This window comes from Taklimakanibacter deserti (assembly GCA_003574785.1).
Genome location: QORU01000006.1, coordinates 95,740 through 111,802, shown reverse-complemented (window position 1 = coordinate 111,802; position 16,063 = coordinate 95,740). Strand labels below are relative to the sequence as shown.

General features: G+C 61.7%; 17 protein-coding genes. 13 read left to right on the top strand and 4 right to left on the bottom strand.

The window, feature by feature from the left end; all coding sequences use genetic code 11:
- The first annotated feature begins 92 nt into the window (after positions 1-92).
- The 6 genes from DS839_RS13865 (at position 93) to trhA (ending at position 4,957) form a co-directional block, all read left to right on the top strand.
- Entirely contained in the window at positions 93-1,166 is a 1,074-nt protein-coding gene (locus DS839_RS13865; RefSeq protein ID WP_119270943.1) for an ABC transporter ATP-binding protein, read from the top strand.
- Complete coding sequence (locus DS839_RS13860) at positions 1,166-2,233, top strand: ABC transporter ATP-binding protein (RefSeq protein ID WP_119270942.1); 1,068 nt, start codon at positions 1,166-1,168, stop codon at positions 2,231-2,233. Before DS839_RS13865 ends, DS839_RS13860 begins: the two co-directional genes overlap by 1 nt.
- A complete protein-coding gene (locus DS839_RS13855; protein ID WP_119270941.1) occupies positions 2,233-3,096 on the top strand; it encodes a carbohydrate ABC transporter permease in 864 nt (287 codons plus the stop codon). The genes DS839_RS13860 and DS839_RS13855 overlap by 1 nt, the downstream gene beginning before the upstream one ends.
- Positions 3,096-3,896, top strand: coding sequence for a carbohydrate ABC transporter permease (locus DS839_RS13850; RefSeq protein WP_119270940.1), 801 nt, complete (start codon positions 3,096-3,098; stop codon positions 3,894-3,896). The genes DS839_RS13855 and DS839_RS13850 overlap by 1 nt, the downstream gene beginning before the upstream one ends.
- A 15-nt stretch (positions 3,897-3,911) precedes the next feature.
- On the top strand, positions 3,912-4,205 hold the full coding sequence (locus DS839_RS13845) for a DUF2160 domain-containing protein (RefSeq protein ID WP_119270939.1): 294 nt from the start codon (positions 3,912-3,914) through the stop codon (positions 4,203-4,205).
- 68 nt (positions 4,206-4,273) lie between these two features.
- A complete protein-coding gene (trhA, locus tag DS839_RS13840; RefSeq protein WP_119270938.1) occupies positions 4,274-4,957 on the top strand; it encodes a PAQR family membrane homeostasis protein TrhA in 684 nt (227 codons plus the stop codon).
- 154 nt (positions 4,958-5,111) lie between these two features.
- On the opposite strand, the gene mtnK is transcribed toward trhA, so the two are convergent.
- The 4 genes from mtnK to DS839_RS13820 all read right to left on the bottom strand — a co-directional run bounded on the left by mtnK (position 5,112) and on the right by DS839_RS13820 (position 10,039).
- Positions 5,112-6,371, bottom strand: coding sequence for an S-methyl-5-thioribose kinase (gene mtnK, locus DS839_RS13835; protein WP_119270937.1), 1,260 nt, complete (start codon positions 6,369-6,371; stop codon positions 5,112-5,114).
- 6 nt (positions 6,372-6,377) lie between these two features.
- Positions 6,378-7,403: an ABC transporter permease gene (locus DS839_RS13830; protein WP_119270936.1), complete on the bottom strand. Its 1,026-nt coding sequence runs from the start codon at positions 7,401-7,403 to the stop codon at positions 6,378-6,380.
- Positions 7,404-7,434: 31 nt separating this feature from the next.
- Positions 7,435-8,964 (bottom strand): sugar ABC transporter ATP-binding protein, encoded by a 1,530-nt coding sequence (locus DS839_RS13825; protein ID WP_438816520.1) that lies wholly within the window; start codon positions 8,962-8,964, stop codon positions 7,435-7,437.
- Positions 8,965-9,031: 67 nt separating this feature from the next.
- Positions 9,032-10,039: a sugar ABC transporter substrate-binding protein gene (locus DS839_RS13820; protein ID WP_119270935.1), complete on the bottom strand. Its 1,008-nt coding sequence runs from the start codon at positions 10,037-10,039 to the stop codon at positions 9,032-9,034.
- A gap of 172 nt (positions 10,040-10,211) precedes the next feature.
- Between DS839_RS13820 and DS839_RS13815 the strand changes: the two genes are divergently transcribed.
- The 7 genes from DS839_RS13815 to DS839_RS13785 all read left to right on the top strand — a co-directional run bounded on the left by DS839_RS13815 (position 10,212) and on the right by DS839_RS13785 (position 16,038).
- Positions 10,212-10,712: a VOC family protein gene (locus DS839_RS13815; RefSeq protein WP_119270934.1), complete on the top strand. Its 501-nt coding sequence runs from the start codon at positions 10,212-10,214 to the stop codon at positions 10,710-10,712.
- A gap of 28 nt (positions 10,713-10,740) precedes the next feature.
- Positions 10,741-11,346, top strand: a complete 606-nt coding sequence (wrbA, locus tag DS839_RS13810) for an NAD(P)H:quinone oxidoreductase (protein WP_119270933.1) — start codon at positions 10,741-10,743, stop codon at positions 11,344-11,346.
- Between the two features lie 52 nt (positions 11,347-11,398).
- Positions 11,399-12,883: a glycerol kinase GlpK gene (gene glpK, locus DS839_RS13805; protein WP_119270932.1), complete on the top strand. Its 1,485-nt coding sequence runs from the start codon at positions 11,399-11,401 to the stop codon at positions 12,881-12,883.
- A 53-nt stretch (positions 12,884-12,936) separates the two neighbouring features.
- Positions 12,937-13,371 (top strand): antitoxin Xre-like helix-turn-helix domain-containing protein, encoded by a 435-nt coding sequence (locus DS839_RS13800; RefSeq protein ID WP_119270931.1) that lies wholly within the window; start codon positions 12,937-12,939, stop codon positions 13,369-13,371.
- Positions 13,368-14,051 (top strand): RES family NAD+ phosphorylase, encoded by a 684-nt coding sequence (locus tag DS839_RS13795; RefSeq protein ID WP_119270930.1) that lies wholly within the window; start codon positions 13,368-13,370, stop codon positions 14,049-14,051. Before DS839_RS13800 ends, DS839_RS13795 begins: the two co-directional genes overlap by 4 nt.
- A gap of 84 nt (positions 14,052-14,135) precedes the next feature.
- Positions 14,136-15,380, top strand: coding sequence for a BtaA family protein (locus DS839_RS13790; protein ID WP_119270929.1), 1,245 nt, complete (start codon positions 14,136-14,138; stop codon positions 15,378-15,380).
- A 1-nt stretch (position 15,381) separates the two neighbouring features.
- A complete protein-coding gene (locus DS839_RS13785) occupies positions 15,382-16,038 on the top strand; it encodes a class I SAM-dependent methyltransferase (RefSeq protein ID WP_119270928.1) in 657 nt (218 codons plus the stop codon).
- The last annotated feature ends 25 nt before the right edge of the window (positions 16,039-16,063 follow it).

The window sequence follows — 16,063 nt, the reverse complement described above, 5'->3', positions numbered from 1 at the left end:
CTCGCAGCACAAACCTCCCGGGGAACGCCGCTGGCGCTCCCCGGGTTCGAGGCGTTAGACTATGCCCAAGTCTGAGAAAGTCCGGACGGCCGATGTCTCTTGAACTCAAGAATGTGACGAAGCGGGTCGGCGCGGATGTCTATATCCACGAGACGAGCCTCACGCTCGAGCCGGGAACGTTCAATATCCTGCTCGGCACGACGCTCGCCGGCAAGACCACGCTGATGCAGCTGATGGCGGGGCTCGACAAGCCGAGCTCGGGCGAGATCTGGTTCGACGGCCGGAACGTGACGGGCGTTCCGGTGCAGAAGCGCAATGTCTCGATGGTCTATCAGCAGTTCATCAACTATCCGAATTTCTCCGTCTACGACAATATCGCCTCGCCGCTCAGGGTCGCCGGCATGGCGCAAAGCGAGATCGACGACCGGGTCGAGAAGGCGTCCGAGCTCCTGCGGCTCAAGCCGATGCTCAAGCGCAGGCCGAACGAGCTCTCCGGCGGCCAGCAACAGCGCACCGCCATCGCCCGCGCGCTCGTCAAGGATTCGGATCTCATCCTGCTCGACGAGCCGCTCGCCAATCTCGACTACAAGCTCCGCGAGGAGCTGCGCGATGAATTGCCGAAGCTCTTCGCCGGGCGCAACTGCATCGTCGTCTATGCGACGACGGAGCCCGTGGAGGCGCTGCTCTTCGGCGGCAATACGGCGCTCCTCTACGAAGGCCGCGTCACCCAGTTCGGGCCGACCTCGGCCATCTATCGCAAGCCCTTCGATCTCGTCAGCGCCAGGGTGTTCTCCGATCCGCCCATCAACACGGCCAAGGTGATCAAGCGCGGCGAAGAGATCATGCTCGAGAACCGGGTGACCTGGCGGTCGCCGCGCATCGCGCGGGCGGTTCCCGACGGCAACTACACGATTGGCATAAGGCCGCACCACATCACGCCGGTGACGCATGCCAGAGACGCCTCCGTCATCGAGGGTCGCGTGCTGGTGACCGAGCTCTCGGGTTCGGAAAGCGTCGTCCATTTCGACATGAACGGCCAGACCTGGGTTTCGCAATCGCATGGCATCCATCCTTTCGAGGTAGGATCGACCGCCAGGCTCTTCGTCGATGTCGAGCAGAGCTTCTTCTTCGACGGCGACAACCGGCTGGTCGGAGGAGCCGCCTGATGGCCAAGATCACGCTTCAGGACATTCGACATGCCTATGGGCCCGACCCTGAGCGCGACGAGGACTGGGCGCTGAAGAAGCTGTCGCTCGAATTGGCGGATGGCGGCGCCTATGCGCTGCTCGGACCTTCGGGTTGCGGCAAGACAACCTTGCTCAATCTTATCTCGGGTCTTTTGGCGCCGACCGAGGGACGGATCCTGTTCAACAATGCCGATGTCACGCAGGCGAGTCCCGAGCAGCGCAACATCGCCCAGGTTTTCCAGTTCCCGGTCATCTATGACACGATGACGGTCTATGACAATCTGGCTTTCCCGTTGCGCAATCGCGGCATCGGCGAAAAGGAGGTCGACGCCAGGGTGCGCGAGATCGGCAAGATGCTCGAGCTCGACCACATGCTCAATAAGCGCGCCTCGGGCCTGACCGCCGACGGCAAGCAGAAGATCTCGCTGGGCCGCGGCCTCGTACGCTCGGACGTCAATGTCATCATGTTCGACGAGCCGCTGACCGTCATCGACCCGCATCTCAAATGGGTATTGCGCTCGAAGCTCAAGGAGCTGCATCACCGCATCCGGCGGACGATGATCTATGTGACGCATGACCAGACGGAGGCGCTGACCTTCGCCGAGAAGGTGGTGGTCATGAAGGACGGCCAGATCGTGCAGATCGGCACGCCGATCGAGCTCTTCGAAAAGCCCAAGCACACTTTCGTCGGCCATTTCATCGGCTCGCCCGGCATGAATCTGCTGCCCTGCACGGTGGAGAGCGGCAGAGCGGTCTTTGCCGGCAATGCGGTCGCGGCCGCGAATGCCGCGGCCTACAAGGGCAATGGCAAGGTGCTGGAGCTCGGGGTCCGGCCGGAATTCGTGAGCTTCGGCGCGCAAGGCATTCCGGTCGACATCGTGAAGGTCGCCGATGCCGGGCGCTACCGGATCGTCGAGACGCGCCACCAGGACCACAGCATCAAGCTCCTGGTCGCCGAAGGCCTGGTCCTTCCAACGAGACAGGCGCATCTCCAGTTCGATCCGGCGCATACGCAAATCTACGAAGACGGATGGATGGTGTCCTGATGAACAAGACCGTCAATCAAAAGGCCTGGTTCTTCGTCCTGCCCGTCGTGCTGCTGGTCGCCTTCAACGCCATCATCCCCTTGATGACGGTGGTGAATTTCTCGGTGCAGGAGACTTTTGGCGACAACGTGTTCTTCTGGGCGGGCGTGCAATGGTTCGAACAGGTGCTGCAGTCGCCCCGCTTCCATGCGGCTCTTGGGCGCCAGCTCCTGTTCACAGCGATCATCCTCCTAATCGAGATCCCCTTGGGTCTCGCCATCGCGCTCGCCATGCCGCGCAAGGGGCCCTGGGTCTCGGTCTGCCTGGTGCTCATGGCCTTGCCGCTCCTCATCCCGTGGAACGTCGTCGGCGCCATGTGGAACATCTTCGCGCTGCCCGATATCGGATTCCTGGGACGCCTGATCAATGGGCTCGGCATCGAATACAACTATACGCGCCAGCCTTTCTCGGCCTGGTTCACCATGGTGCTGATGGATGTCTGGCACTGGACTTCGCTCGTCGTGCTCTTGTGCTATGCCGGCCTCGTCTCGATCCCCGATGCCTATTACCAGGCGGCGAAGGTCGACGGCGCCAGGCCCTGGGCGGTGTTCCGCTATATCCAGCTGCCGAAGCTCAAATATGTGCTGACCATCGCCATCTTGTTGCGCTTCATGGACAGCTTCATGATCTATACCGAAGCCGTCGTGCTGACGGGCGGCGGGCCGGGCAATGCCACGACCTTCCTGTCGATCGACCTGCAGAAGATCGCCCTCGGCCAGTTCGACCTGGGGCCGGCGGGAGCCATGTCGATCATCTACTTCCTGATCATCCTGTTCTTCAGCTGGCTGTTCTACACGCTGATGATGAAAGACGAGGCCCGGTGATGAAACGCGTTCCCTGGCTCATCCCGACGCTCTACATCCTCTTCCTGATGCTGCCGATCTACTGGCTGATCAACATGTCGTTCAAGACGACGAACGAGATCCTGGGCTCCTTCACTTTGTGGCCGCGGGATTTCACCTTCGACAATTACATCAAGATCTTCACTGATCCGACCTGGTACAACGGCTACATCAATTCGATCACCTATGTGGTGATCAACACGGTGCTGTCGGTCGTCGTGGCGTTGCCGGCGGCCTATGCCTTCTCGCGCTACCGCTTCCTTGGCGACAAGCATCTGTTCTTCTGGCTCCTGACCAACCGCATGGCGCCGGCCGCGGTCTTTGCGCTACCGTTCCTGCAGCTCTATTCGGCGGTGGGGCTCTTCGACACGCCGCTCGCGGTGGCGCTCGCCCATACGCTGTTCAACATCCCGCTCGCGGTGTGGATCCTCGAAGGCTTCATGTCGGGCGTGCCGAAGGAGCTCGACGAGACGGCCTATGTCGACGGCTATTCCTTCTGGGGCTTCTTCTTCAAGATCTTCGTGCCGACGATCGCCGCCGGCATCGGTGTTGCCGCCTTCTTCTGCTTCATGTTCTCCTGGGTCGAATTGCTGCTCGCCAAGACGCTCACCTCGGTCGCGGCGAAGCCCATCGCCGCGACCATGACACGCACCGCCAGCACGTCGGGCTATGAGCTGGGACTGCTGGCGGCCGCCGGCACGCTCACCATCGTGCCCGGCGCTTTCGTGATCTATTTCGTGCGCAACTACATCGCCAAGGGCTTTGCCCTTGGCCGCGTGTGACAAAGGAGGGCCCAAATGGAAGCTGCACCATTTCTCTCCTGGATGGCCTGGACCTGGCCGACCGCGGCCTTCTTCCTGTTCATCTTCCTGTGCCTTGTCGGCATGTCGGTGTGGGAATATTACGCGCCGGGCGGCGATCCGCGGCACGGCATACTGGGCCTCGACACGACGCGCGGCGACCGCCTGTTCATTTCGCTGCTGGGCAGCGCCTTCATCTTCCTGGCCTGGCTCGGCCTCGTCGGCACGCCGCTGTGGGGCCCGCTCGTCATCGCGCTTGTTTACGCTTTTGCCGTGTTCAGATGGGTTTAGCGGCTCGGGAGTGCTGCTTATGCGATGTTTTTCCTGAAGAGAATGAGAATCTCCTGCGCTGAGGTTCAATGACCGTCTTCGTCAAAGCCCAATTACCGGGCGATCACCGGGACCATGATCGGGCCGAATTTACTGCCGATACGCTCATTCATGCAGTGGGGTGTTGCCTCGGATTGGCCGGCGCGGCCGCGCTTTTGAGCATTGCTTTCAATTCTGCGACCCAAGCTGAATTGGTCTCTCTCATGATATACCTTTTCGGCTTACTCTCGATGCTTGGCCTTTCTGCAGCCTACAACATATTGTCTTGCACCAACGCGAGTTCGGCGCTCCGTTGCCTCGATCACTCTGCAATCTATCTGATGATCGCTGGAACCTATACAGCGGTCTTGGCGCAGATGAATAATGATGCTGCTCCAGTCGGGCTGCTCATCGCGATTTGGGTCACTGCGGCCGTTGGTATCGCACTCAAGTTGCTATGGCCTGGTCGTTTCGATCGATTGTCTCTGCTTCTCTATCTTCTCCTGGGTTGGTCCGGGGTGCTCGTATTCGACTTAATCGCAGCGGCTCTTCCAAGTGTAAGCCTCTGGCTCCTCGTGGCAGGCGGCATCATTTACACGATCGGTGTCATCTTTCATCGATGGGAGAGCCTGCGATTTCAGAACGCGATCTGGCATGGCTTCGTGCTCGTTGCTGCATGCTGCCACTATTGGGCTATTCTCTACAGCGTCTCGCATGGATCCATTGGAGCCTGATTGAAGAGAGATACCTTTGGCCGTGGCGATGCGTGACCATAGATGTGGGCGTGTCTGGCATCGTGCCGGAGTTCTCACCTGAACGTCAGCAAGGTTTGAAGCTGTCACATGCGCGTGTGCGGTCAGAAGCTGCTTTTCCTGCGCGCGAGCCGGGCTAGGACGACGCGTGGATGGCGCGCGCGGCGCTGGTGACGTCGCTGATGCCGGTGAGCCTTTCGGCATCGATCACGAGCCTTCGGGCAAGCGTCAGCGCCTTGGTCTCGCATTTGGCGCGCATGGCCGGCTTCTCGATGCTTTCGAGATCCTCGGTATGGGCCAGCCCCAAGATGCGGCGGATCATCTTGATGCCGGCGAAGGAGATGGTGTCGACGAACAGATTGCGCATGAAGCGCTGCTTCTCGGCGGCGAAGGCGAGCGCGCCGTCGGGCTCCTGGAAGAGTTCCGGCATATAGGCGTCGCCCGACTTGCTCTTGTCCCAGAGCTCGATGAACCGCTTGCTGAACAGCCGCCAGACCTGCTCGACCTGCATCAGGATCCAGTGGCGATAGGGGCTGCGGGCATAGACCCGGGCCTCGTGGCCGTCCTGCGCATAAAAGGCGAGCAGCAGGTTGCCGATGACCGCGCCGACATCGAAGCCCATGGGGCCGACGAAGGCGAATTCCGGATCGATGACACGCGTGTCCGTGGGCGTCAGCATGATCGAGCCGGTATGGAGGTCGCCATGGATCAGGGCCTCGGCCGAGGTCATGAATTGCAGCTTGCGCCTCTGCACCGCGGCTTTCAGTGGCTCGTCGCGGCGGAACTGTGCCGCGATCTCGTCGAGATCGGGACTGGTCCAGTGGTTGAGCTTCGCTATCCGATAAGGGTCGGTGAAGACCAGGTCCTCGGTGATCTTGCACAATTCGATATTGTCGGCGAAGGCCCAGATCCGGCGCTTGTGGTCGGACGCCGTGGTAGCCAGCGGCGAGGTGTTGAACAGGGTCTGCGCCATGAACTCGGCGATGTGGCTGGCGAAGAGCGGATATTCGATGCCGCGGATGAGGCCCTTGCGCATGATGATATGGGGCGAGAGATACTCCATCACGATCAGCGCCAGATTGCGGTCGAAATGGTAGACCTTGGGCACCAGCTTCGGCGCGTGCTTCCCCTGCTCGACGAGCGCCATATGCTCGTAATAGGAGCGCGACAAGGGTAGCGGCCAGGAATCGCCGACGAGCCGCACATAGGGGAGCGCCTGCTTGACGACGACCGCGGTTTTCGGGCTCCTGACGATAAAGACCAGGTTGAGATTGCCGTCGCCGACCTCCTCGACGGTCCAGCCCGCGGGCTCGCCGCCCAAGAGCTCTTTCACCTGCGGCAAGCTGCCAAGGAACTCCGGGAGGCTGCCATCATTGAGCGCGCGATAAGCCGACATGGCGCCTCAAGGCGACGCCTGGCGCGAGACGCGCAGGCGTTCGGCATAGATGTTGATGATCAGGGCGGCGAGCAGGATGAGGCCGCGGATCAGGATCTTCAGGAAACTGTCGATATTGATGTGGTCGAGGCCGTTATTGAGGACGCCCAGCACGAACAGGCCGATGATCGTATTGGGAATGCCGCCGCGCCCGCCGAACAGGCTGGTGCCGCCGACCACGACGGCGGCGATGGCGTCGAGCAGATAAGTGCCGAATTCATTCTGTTGGGCGCTGCCGAAATAGGCGACGCCCAGCATGCCGGCAAGCCCTGAGCAGAAGGCCGAGATCATCAGCACGGCGGCGATGATGAGCTTGACATTGACGCCCGAATATTCGGCCGCCTCACGATTGCCGCCGACCATATAGATATAGCGGCCGAAACGCGTATAGGTCAGCACCAGGTGGCCGATCAGCAGCGCCAGCGCGGCGACGATGATGAGCCAGGGTATGCCGAGGATCGAGCGCGAGCCGAGCGTCGCGATGAGCGAGGGCACGGCATAGGCGATCTGGCCCCGCACCAGCATGGCGCTGATGCCGTCGCAAATCTGCATCATGGCAAGGGTCATGATGAAGGACGGTATGCCGATCCTGGTCACGCCGAAAGCGGTGATGCCGCCGAGCGCCAGGCAGGTGAAAATCGCCAGGATGATGGCGAAGCCGCCGGCAAGCGGGATATTGGCGATGTTCACGCTCGCATCCTGAAGCGTGAAGAAGGCGACGACGATGCCGGTCGCATTGGCGACGCTGGCGACGCTCAAGTCGATCTCGGCGGTGAGGATGACGAAGGTGAGCCCCACGGCGATGATGCCGGTGATCGATACCTGCTGCAGGATGTTCTGCAGATTGCCGAAGGACAGGAAGGAGGGGCTGGCGATCGAGAAGAAGACGACCAGGAAGAGCAGCGTCAGGAAGGGCGCGATATTGCTGAGCTGGTTGCGGAACCAGTGGCTCGCGGACTGCCTTGGCGCTTTCACTTCCGACGTCGAGGTCATCAATTCTTCCTTATCCCGTCATCCTGCTTCGTCACGCGGCGGCGAGCAGGCGATCCTTGCTGATCGTCTCGTTGGCGAATTCCTGCGAGACCGTGCCTTTGCGCATCACCATGATGCGGTCGGCGAGCGACAGCACCGTCTCGGGCTCGGTCGAGATTACAACGATCCCGACCCCCTGGTCGCGCAGATTCCGCACGATCTTCACCACGTCCTCCTTGGCGCCGACATCCATGCCGCGCGTCGGCTCGCTCAGGATCAGGACCTTGGGCAGGTAAGTCAGCCATTTGGCGACGCCGACCTTCTGCTGGTTGCCGCCGGAGAGATTGCCGAGCAAGGCCTCGGTCCCCGGCGTCTTGATGCTCAGGCTGTCGATGTGCTTAGCCGCGATCGCGCGCTCGGCGTCGGGCTTGAGCCAGAGTTTCGACAGGCGCTCGAGAATGGAAATCGACATGTTCTTGTAGATCGGCTCGTGATGGAACAGCATGCTGCGCCGGCTTTCCGGCACATAGGCGATGCCGGCTTGCGCCGCCTGGGCGGTGTTCCTGAGCCTAAAGGGCTTGCCGTCGACCTTGAGCGAGCCCGTGTCGCATTTCATCTTGCCGAACAAAGCGCGCGCCAGCTCGATCTGGCCGCAGCCCATGAAGCCATAGATGCCGAGGATCTCGCCGCCTTTCACGGTGAGATTGACGTCGGCAAAGGCGCCGTCCTTGCTGAGGCCCTCCGCCTCGAGCACCGTCTTTGCGTCCTTGGGACTGGCGAGCGCGACATTGCCGAGATAGCTCGATTCGAGCTCCTCATGGCCTCGGCCGATCATGCGCTGGATGATCCAGGCCTTGTCGATCTCAGGGGTCACGGCGGCGGCCACCACCTTGCGGCCATTGCGGAAGACGGTGATCTGGTCGGCGATCGTGAGCACGTCCTCGAGGAAATGCGAGATGAAGACCAGGCTGTTGCCCTCGTCGCGCAATTTGCGCAGGGAACGGAACAGGCGCTCGATCTCGGGCGGCGACAAAGCCGAGGTCGGTTCGTCGAGGATGATGATGCTGGCGCCCGAGAACAAGACGCGCGACAGCTCGACCAGTTGCTGAACGCCAATGGGGAGCTCGCCCAGCGTGATCTTGGGGTCGAGGTCGAGACCGAGCTTCTTCAGCTGCTCGCGCGCACCCTTGGCCATGGAAGACCAGTCGACGGCGCCCATCCGGTTGACGGGCTGCACGCCCAGATAGACATTCTCAGCGACGGTCAATTGCGGCACGACGCTCAATTCCTGATGCACCATGCCGATGCCGTGCTTCAGCGCATCGCGGGCCGAATGGAAGTGGACCGGCTTGCCGTCGAGCAGCATCTCGCCCTCGAAGCCCGCATGCACCCCGGCGATGATCTTCATCAAGGTCGACTTGCCGGCGCCGTTCTCACCGACCAGCGCATGGATCTCGCCGCGGCGCAACGTGAAATCCACCCCCCGAAGTGCTTCGACACCGCCGAAGGACTTCGAGATGTGGGACATTTTCAGCCTTATATCGGCGTCGGTCATCTCCGAATCGACTTCACCCTGATTCATGCCGCTCCACGCCAAGACTGGCCCCGGATCGGGTCCGGCGCAAGCCTTGGCGAGAAAGCGTATCGCATCAGATCAGGAACTGCTCCTCCATCCAGGCCATGCCAGGGGCATTGGCCTTGGTGACGACCGGGCCGTCGGTGATGATGTGCTTCGGAATGCCTTCACCGGTCTTAGTGCCATGCACGACGGCGGCGACGCCGGCGATGATGGACCCGCCATGGATGCGGCAGGAGGGATTGCGCACCGTCGCGAACATGCGGCCGTCCTGCACCGCGGCAATGGCCGGCGGCATGGCGTCGACACCGCCGATCAATATGCCTTCGCGGCCCTTGGCCTTCATGACGTTCGCGGCGGCGAGCGCCATGTCGTCATTGTGGAAGAAGGCGGCATCGATCTGCGGATACTTGGTCAGCAAGGTTTCCCAGATGCGCGCGACCTTGGTCACGTCCCAATCGGCCGGCTGCTCGTCGAGCACTTCGATGCCGGGGAATTTTTCGACCACCGACTTGAAGCCCTTGGCGCGGCCTTGCGCGCCGGTATGGCCGAGCGCCCCTTGCGTCATGATGATCTTGCCCTTGCCGCCCAGCTGGTTGACGAGCGCCTGGGTCACCGAAGCGCCCATGAACTCGTTATCGGGCGCGAGGAAGGTGTGCACATTGATCGTATCGAGAGGTGCGATCAGCGTGTCCATGTCCATGACCGGGATGCCGGCATCGATCATCTTGTTGACCGGCGCCGTCAGCGTGCCGATACCGAAAGCCTGGATGGCGACGAAATCCCATTGCTGGGACGCCATGTTGTCGATGGCGGCGCGCTGCTTCACGGCATCGAGCTGGCCGTCGAACCAGGTCACCTCGACATTGAAGAGCTTGCCCCAGTATTCGGCCGCCTGCTTGCCCTGCGCGCACCATGTCGCCTGGAGGCCTGCATTGGAGAAGGCGGCCTTCAGCGGCTTCTCCGATTTGCCGGCTTCCTTGGCGAGAGCCGCAAGACCCGGCGAGAACAAGCCGGCGGCGCCGGCGACCGAGGCGAGCTTCAGAAGATCGCGGCGTGACTGCACTTTATTATCTGACATTGGGGTTCCTCCATTTGGCGTGTCAGGGACTATTTGTCATACTTATTGTTTTGATGATTTTATAAAGTGACTTTTCCGCTTTGCCTAGACGATACTAAGAGCGTACTTGAAAAAGCTGACGCGCTGAGCTATCTCTTCTGTAACATTCATTGTTACAAATTAGGAGAGACCGATGGCTGTGTCAGCATCGGCGCCGATTGCTGCGGGCACGCGTATCGGCCATGTGCATCTGAAGGTCGCCGATATCGACCGCGCCCTCGATTTCTATTGCGACGTGCTCGGCTTCGAGCTTGTCCAAAAATTAGGCAACCAGGCGGCCTTCATCTCGGCCGGCGGCTATCATCATCATATCGGGCTCAACACCTGGGAAAGTGCCGGCGGCCAGCCGCCACCGCCCGGCACGACGGGCCTTTACCATCTTGCCATCCTCTATCCGACCCGCGCCGACCTCGCCGATGCGCTGAAGCGCCTTATCGCCCATGGCATTCCGCTCGATGGCGCTTCCGATCACGGCGTCAGCGAGGCGCTCTATCTGCGCGATCCGGATGACAACGGCGTCGAGCTCTATTGCGATCGGCCACAGGACCAGTGGCCGCGCAACAAGGATGGATCGCTCGGCATGTTCACGCGGCGGCTCGACCTCGAAGATCTGTTGCGCCAAGCCAAATCCTGAAATCTTGAACCTGAAGAAGGGGTAGCCCATGACCAAAGTCCTCGTGCTCTATTACTCGTCCTATGGCCATATCGAGCAGATGGCCTATGCCGCCGCCGAAGGCGCCAAATCGGCGGGCGCTGAAGTCGACGTCAAGCGCGTGCCGGAGCTCGTGCCTGAGGACGTCGCCAAGAAATCGGGCTTCAAGCTCGACCAGAAGGCGCCGATCGCCACGGTGGACGAGCTTCCGAATTACGATGCAATCATCTTCGGGTCGGGCACGCGCTTCGGCAATGTCACGGCGCAATTGCGCAATTTCATGGACCAGACCGGCGGCCTGTGGGCCAAGGGCGCCTTGATCGGCAAGGTGGGATCGGTCTTCACTTCGTCCGCCACTCAGCATGGCGGGCAGGAATCGACGATCCTGACCTTCATCCCGACCCTCCTGCATCAGGGCATGATCGTCGTCGGTCTGCCCTATTCATTTGCGGGCCAGTCGGGCGTCGATGAGATCAAAGGCGGCTCGCCCTACGGCGCCTCGACCATCACGAATACGGATGGCAGCCGGCAGCCTTCACCGGTCGAGCTCGAAGGCGCTCGCTATCAGGGCCGGCGTGTCGCGGAGATCGCAAGCAAGCTCACAAGCAAAGGTTGACCTCAAGGGTCTTCCCCGTGAAACTCCCCTCTTAAAAACAGGGGAGTTTTTCATGCCGTCCTACATACTTGCCGTCGACCAGGGCACGACATCGACGCGCAGCATCCTGTTCCGTCCCGATCTTTCCGTCGCCGCCGTCGCCCAGCAGGAATTCCCGCAGCATTTCCCCTCATCGGGCTGGGTCGAGCACGAGCCCGAAGATCTGTGGCGCACCACCGTCGACACGATCAAAGGCGCACTCGCCAAGGCTTCCGCCACCGCCTCGGACATCGCCGCCATCGGCATCACCAATCAGCGCGAGACGACCCTCGTCTGGGACAAGAAGAGCGGCAAGGCCGTCCACAAGGCCATCGTCTGGCAGGACCGGCGCACCGCCGATCACTGCGCCACGCTCAAGGCGGCGGGGCATGAGGCTGTATTCGCGCGCAAGACCGGGCTTCTGCTCGATCCTTATTTCTCCGGCACCAAGATCACCTGGCTCATCGACAATGTCGACGGCGCCCGCCAGAAAGCCGAGGCGGGCGAGCTCGCTTTCGGCACGGTCGACACGTTTCTCCTCTGGCGCCTGACCCAAGGCAAGGTCCATGCGACGGATGCGACCAATGCGTCGCGCACCTTGCTCTATGATATCCATCGTGGCGACTGGGACGATGAATTGTGCCACCTGTTGCGCGTGCCCAAATCGATGCTGCCCCAAGTGCGCGACTCCTCAGGCGATTTCGGCATGACGGAGGCGGCACTCTTCGGCCGGCCCATCCCGATCATGGGCATCGCCGGCGATCAGCAGGCAGCGACGGTCGGCCAAGCCTGCTTCGCACCTGGCATGATCAAATCGACCTATGGCACGGGATGTTTCGCGGTGCTCAATACCGGGACTTCGCCCGTTCCCTCGCGCAACCGCCTCCTGACGACGATCGCCTATCAGCTCAAGGGCGAGCGGACCTATGCGCTGGAGGGGGCCATCTTCATCGCCGGTGCCGCGGTGCAATGGCTGCGCGACGGCCTCAAGATCATCGACACGGCGCAGCGCACCGGCGAGTTGGCGCAGGCCGCCGACCCCGAGCAGCAGATCTATCTCATTCCGGCCTTCGTAGGACTGGGAGCGCCCTATTGGAGACCTGAGGTGCGGGGCGCACTCTTTGGCCTGACCCGCGCCACGGGGCCCAAAGAACTGGCGCGGGCTGCGCTCGAGGCGGTCTGCTACCAGACGCGCGACCTCCTCGAAGCGATGCGCGGCGATTGGGGCGGCCAAGCGAGCACGATCCTCAGGGTCGATGGCGGCATGGTGGCATCCGATTGGACCATGCAGTGCCTCGCCGACATCCTCGATGCGCCGGTCGACCGCCCGCGGATCCTCGAGACCACGGCGGTGGGGGCCGCCTATCTCGCCGGCCTCGCGCAAGGGCTCTGTCCGGACCCGCAGGAATTCGCCAAAAGCTGGAAGCTTGAGAAGCGCTTCACGCCACAGATGCCGGCTGAGCTCAGGGAACAGAAATATGGCGGCTGGCAAGAGGCGATGCGCAAGCTTTTGAGCTAGCCCCTTGTGTTCTCCGGAATTATATAATATATACTCCTGAATAGGAGTTCGCAATGCTTAGTCAGGCCTATCCGGCAACCGGTTATGAGCCATCGCCGCTTATCGATCTTAGCGCGAAATCAGAACGCGAGCGGCTGAGCCCGTCGGCGGTACGCGCCTTCTTCAACATCATGGACCATTGGGGCGTGCGCGATGAAGATGCCCGACTGCTCCTTGGCGGCATCTCCAATGGGCCATTTTATGAAATGAAGAAGAAACCGGACCGTGTGCTCGACACCGACAGGCTGCAACGGATTTCCTATCTCGTCGGCATTTTCAAAGCGCTCAACGTGCTCTATTCGGAGAAGCTGGCTGATGCCTGGATCAAGCTTGCGAACAGCAATCGAATCTTTGGTGGTCTGACACCGCTTGCCTATATGATCAAAGGCGGCCTTCCGGCGATGCATACCGTTCGCCGCTTACTCGATGCTCGGCGAGGCGGCATGTGAGCCTGCCTAAGGTTTCTCTCCTTCGCCGGTACGACACACACCGCCTGATTCCCTCCAAGTACAGCCAGAGTGGCGACAGCGTGCTGACGCGGATCGCCGATAGTGACGCCCATCTCCGGGACATCTTCGAACTCGATCACGCGACCAACGATCGGCTTTTGGCGGAGAACGATCTCCTCCCTGGCATCGATACGCACGAGCTCGTCTTCGGTGTGCCATACTATCGGATCGTCAACGCCGCTTTCTGCCATGCGCATCCTCTCGGCAGCCGATTCAACGGTCCCGATCGCGGCGCATGGTACGCGGCGTTCGAAGTGGAGACCGCACAGGCGGAAGTCGCGTTTCACAAAGGGGTGGAACTCGCCGAGGTCGGGTGGTTTCATGAAGAAGTGACATATGACGACTATCTCGCGGACATCAGCGCCGAATTCCACGACATACGCGACGACAAGGCGTTCGCAGACTGTTTGGCGCCTGACAGCTACGTTGCCTCGCAAAGGCTTGCGCAGCAACTACTCGCGGCCGGCTCCCTCGGCGTGGTCTATCCCAGCGTTCGAAAGCCGAGCGGAAATTGTCTCGCGTGTTTCCGCCCCACGCTCGTCACAAACGCACGGAAGGACGCTACTTATGTCTTTCGGTGGGAAGGGCAGGCGGAACCAATCGTCTTTGCGAAGAGGTAAAAACGTAGCTCGCCTGTCATATGCCGTTCATGGAAACGCCGCATAGGCGACGCTGAGACGGGTGTATGAGGGAGAGAATCAGCGATGACTGCCATAGCCGCCGACAGTGACCTTTCTTCCGCGGACGCCCTCAAGGCGGCAGTACACCAGCATCGGGCCATAACGCCGAGCGGCGTCCTGGAGCGGCTTTTTACTCTGGCCTTTGGCGGCCTCGTCTATCCGCAGATCTGGGAGGACCCCGTCGTCGATCTGGCGGCGATGGAGCTCGGCAGCGACCATCGCGTGATCACCATCGCGTCGGGTGGCTGCAACGCGCTCTCCTATATGGCGGCATCGCCTGAAAGCCTCATCGCCGTCGACCTCAATCCGGCGCATATCGCGCTGACCAGGCTGAAACTCGCGGCGGCGCGGCACCTGCCGGTCTATGAGCAGTTCCGCCGCTTCTTCGCCGATGCCGACAGCCACGCCAATACGGCCGCCTACCGCGCCTGGCTCAAGCCCCATCTCGATTCCGACACGCAACGCTATTGGGACAAGAAGACGCTCAATGGCCGGCGGCGCATCGACATGTTCGCAAGGCGGTTCTATCGCCATGGCCTCCTCGGCCGCTTCATCGGCCTCGCCCATCTGGTGGCGCGCCTTTATGGCGTGCGGCCCGAGACGATCATCAACATGGCCGATCTCGCCGAGCAGCGGATCTTCTTTGACGACCACATCGCGCCGATCTTCGACAAGCGGCTGGTGCGCTTCATCACCGGGCGCAAGCTCTCGCTCTATGGCCTCGGCATCCCGCCGGCGCAATATGAGAAGCTCGCCGGTGGACGCTCCATGGCGGAAGTGCTCATCGAGCGCCTGCGCAAGCTCGCCTGCGATTTCCCGCTCAACGAGAACTACTTCGCTTGGCAGGCCTTCGCCCGGCGCTATGACACGGGCGAGACGGCAGCACTGCCGCTCTATCTGCAGCGCGAGAATTTCTCCGCGATCAAGCGCGGCGCCGAGCGGATAACGCCCTATCTCGGCTCCTTCACCCAGTGCCTCAAGGCCCATCCGGCGGCGAGCCTCGACCGCTATGTGCTGCTCGATGCGCAGGACTGGATGACGGACGACCAGCTCAGCGAATTGTGGAGCGAGATCACCCGCACCGCGAAGCCGGGGGCCCGGGTCATCTTCCGTACCGCCGGCGAAGCGACGATCCTGCCGGGCCGCGTCAGGCCTGACATTCTCGAACGCTGGACCTACGAGGCGGAGCGCTCGCGCATCCTCGGCTACATGGACCGCTCGGCGATCTATGGCGGCTTCCATCTCTACCAGCTGAAGGCGGCCGACTGAGATGGCGGGCCACGGCGATCTCATGGATCGCATCTATCGCCATCAGCGGCATGTCTATGACCTGACGCGCAAATACTACCTGCTCGGACGTGACCAGTTGATCGCCGAGCTCGACCCGCCGCAGCGGGGCTCGGTGCTCGAGATCGGCTGCGGCACCGGGCGCAATCTTCTCGCGGTGCGCCGGCGCTATCCCCAAGCGCGCCTCTACGGCCTCGATATATCGGAGGCGATGCTGCTCACGGCCAAGGCCCATTCGCAAGGGCAGCACATCGTCTATGCCAAGGCCGATGCCGCCGATTTCGATCCGCGAGCGCTGTTTGGGGAGGCCTCCTTCGACCGCATCTTCATTTCCTATGCGCTGTCGATGATCCCGTCCTGGCAGGCGGTGCTCGCTTCCGCCGTCAAGATGCTGGCCCCGGGGGGTGAGCTCCATATCGTCGATTTCGGTCAGCAGGAGCGCCTGCCGCAGGCCTTCCGTGCGGCGCTCAGGGCCTGGCTCGCCAAATTCCACGTGACCCCCAGGGCCCATTTGCGTGCGGCGATCGAGCAACTGGCGAAGGCGGAAGGTGCCACCGTCGCCTTTCTCCCGATCAAGGGGGGCTATGCCTGGCGGCTCACGCTCAAGAAGCAGATGAGCAGGGTGCCGGCCGCGGCGTGAGACCGCCCTTGTAAAGGCCGGCGAA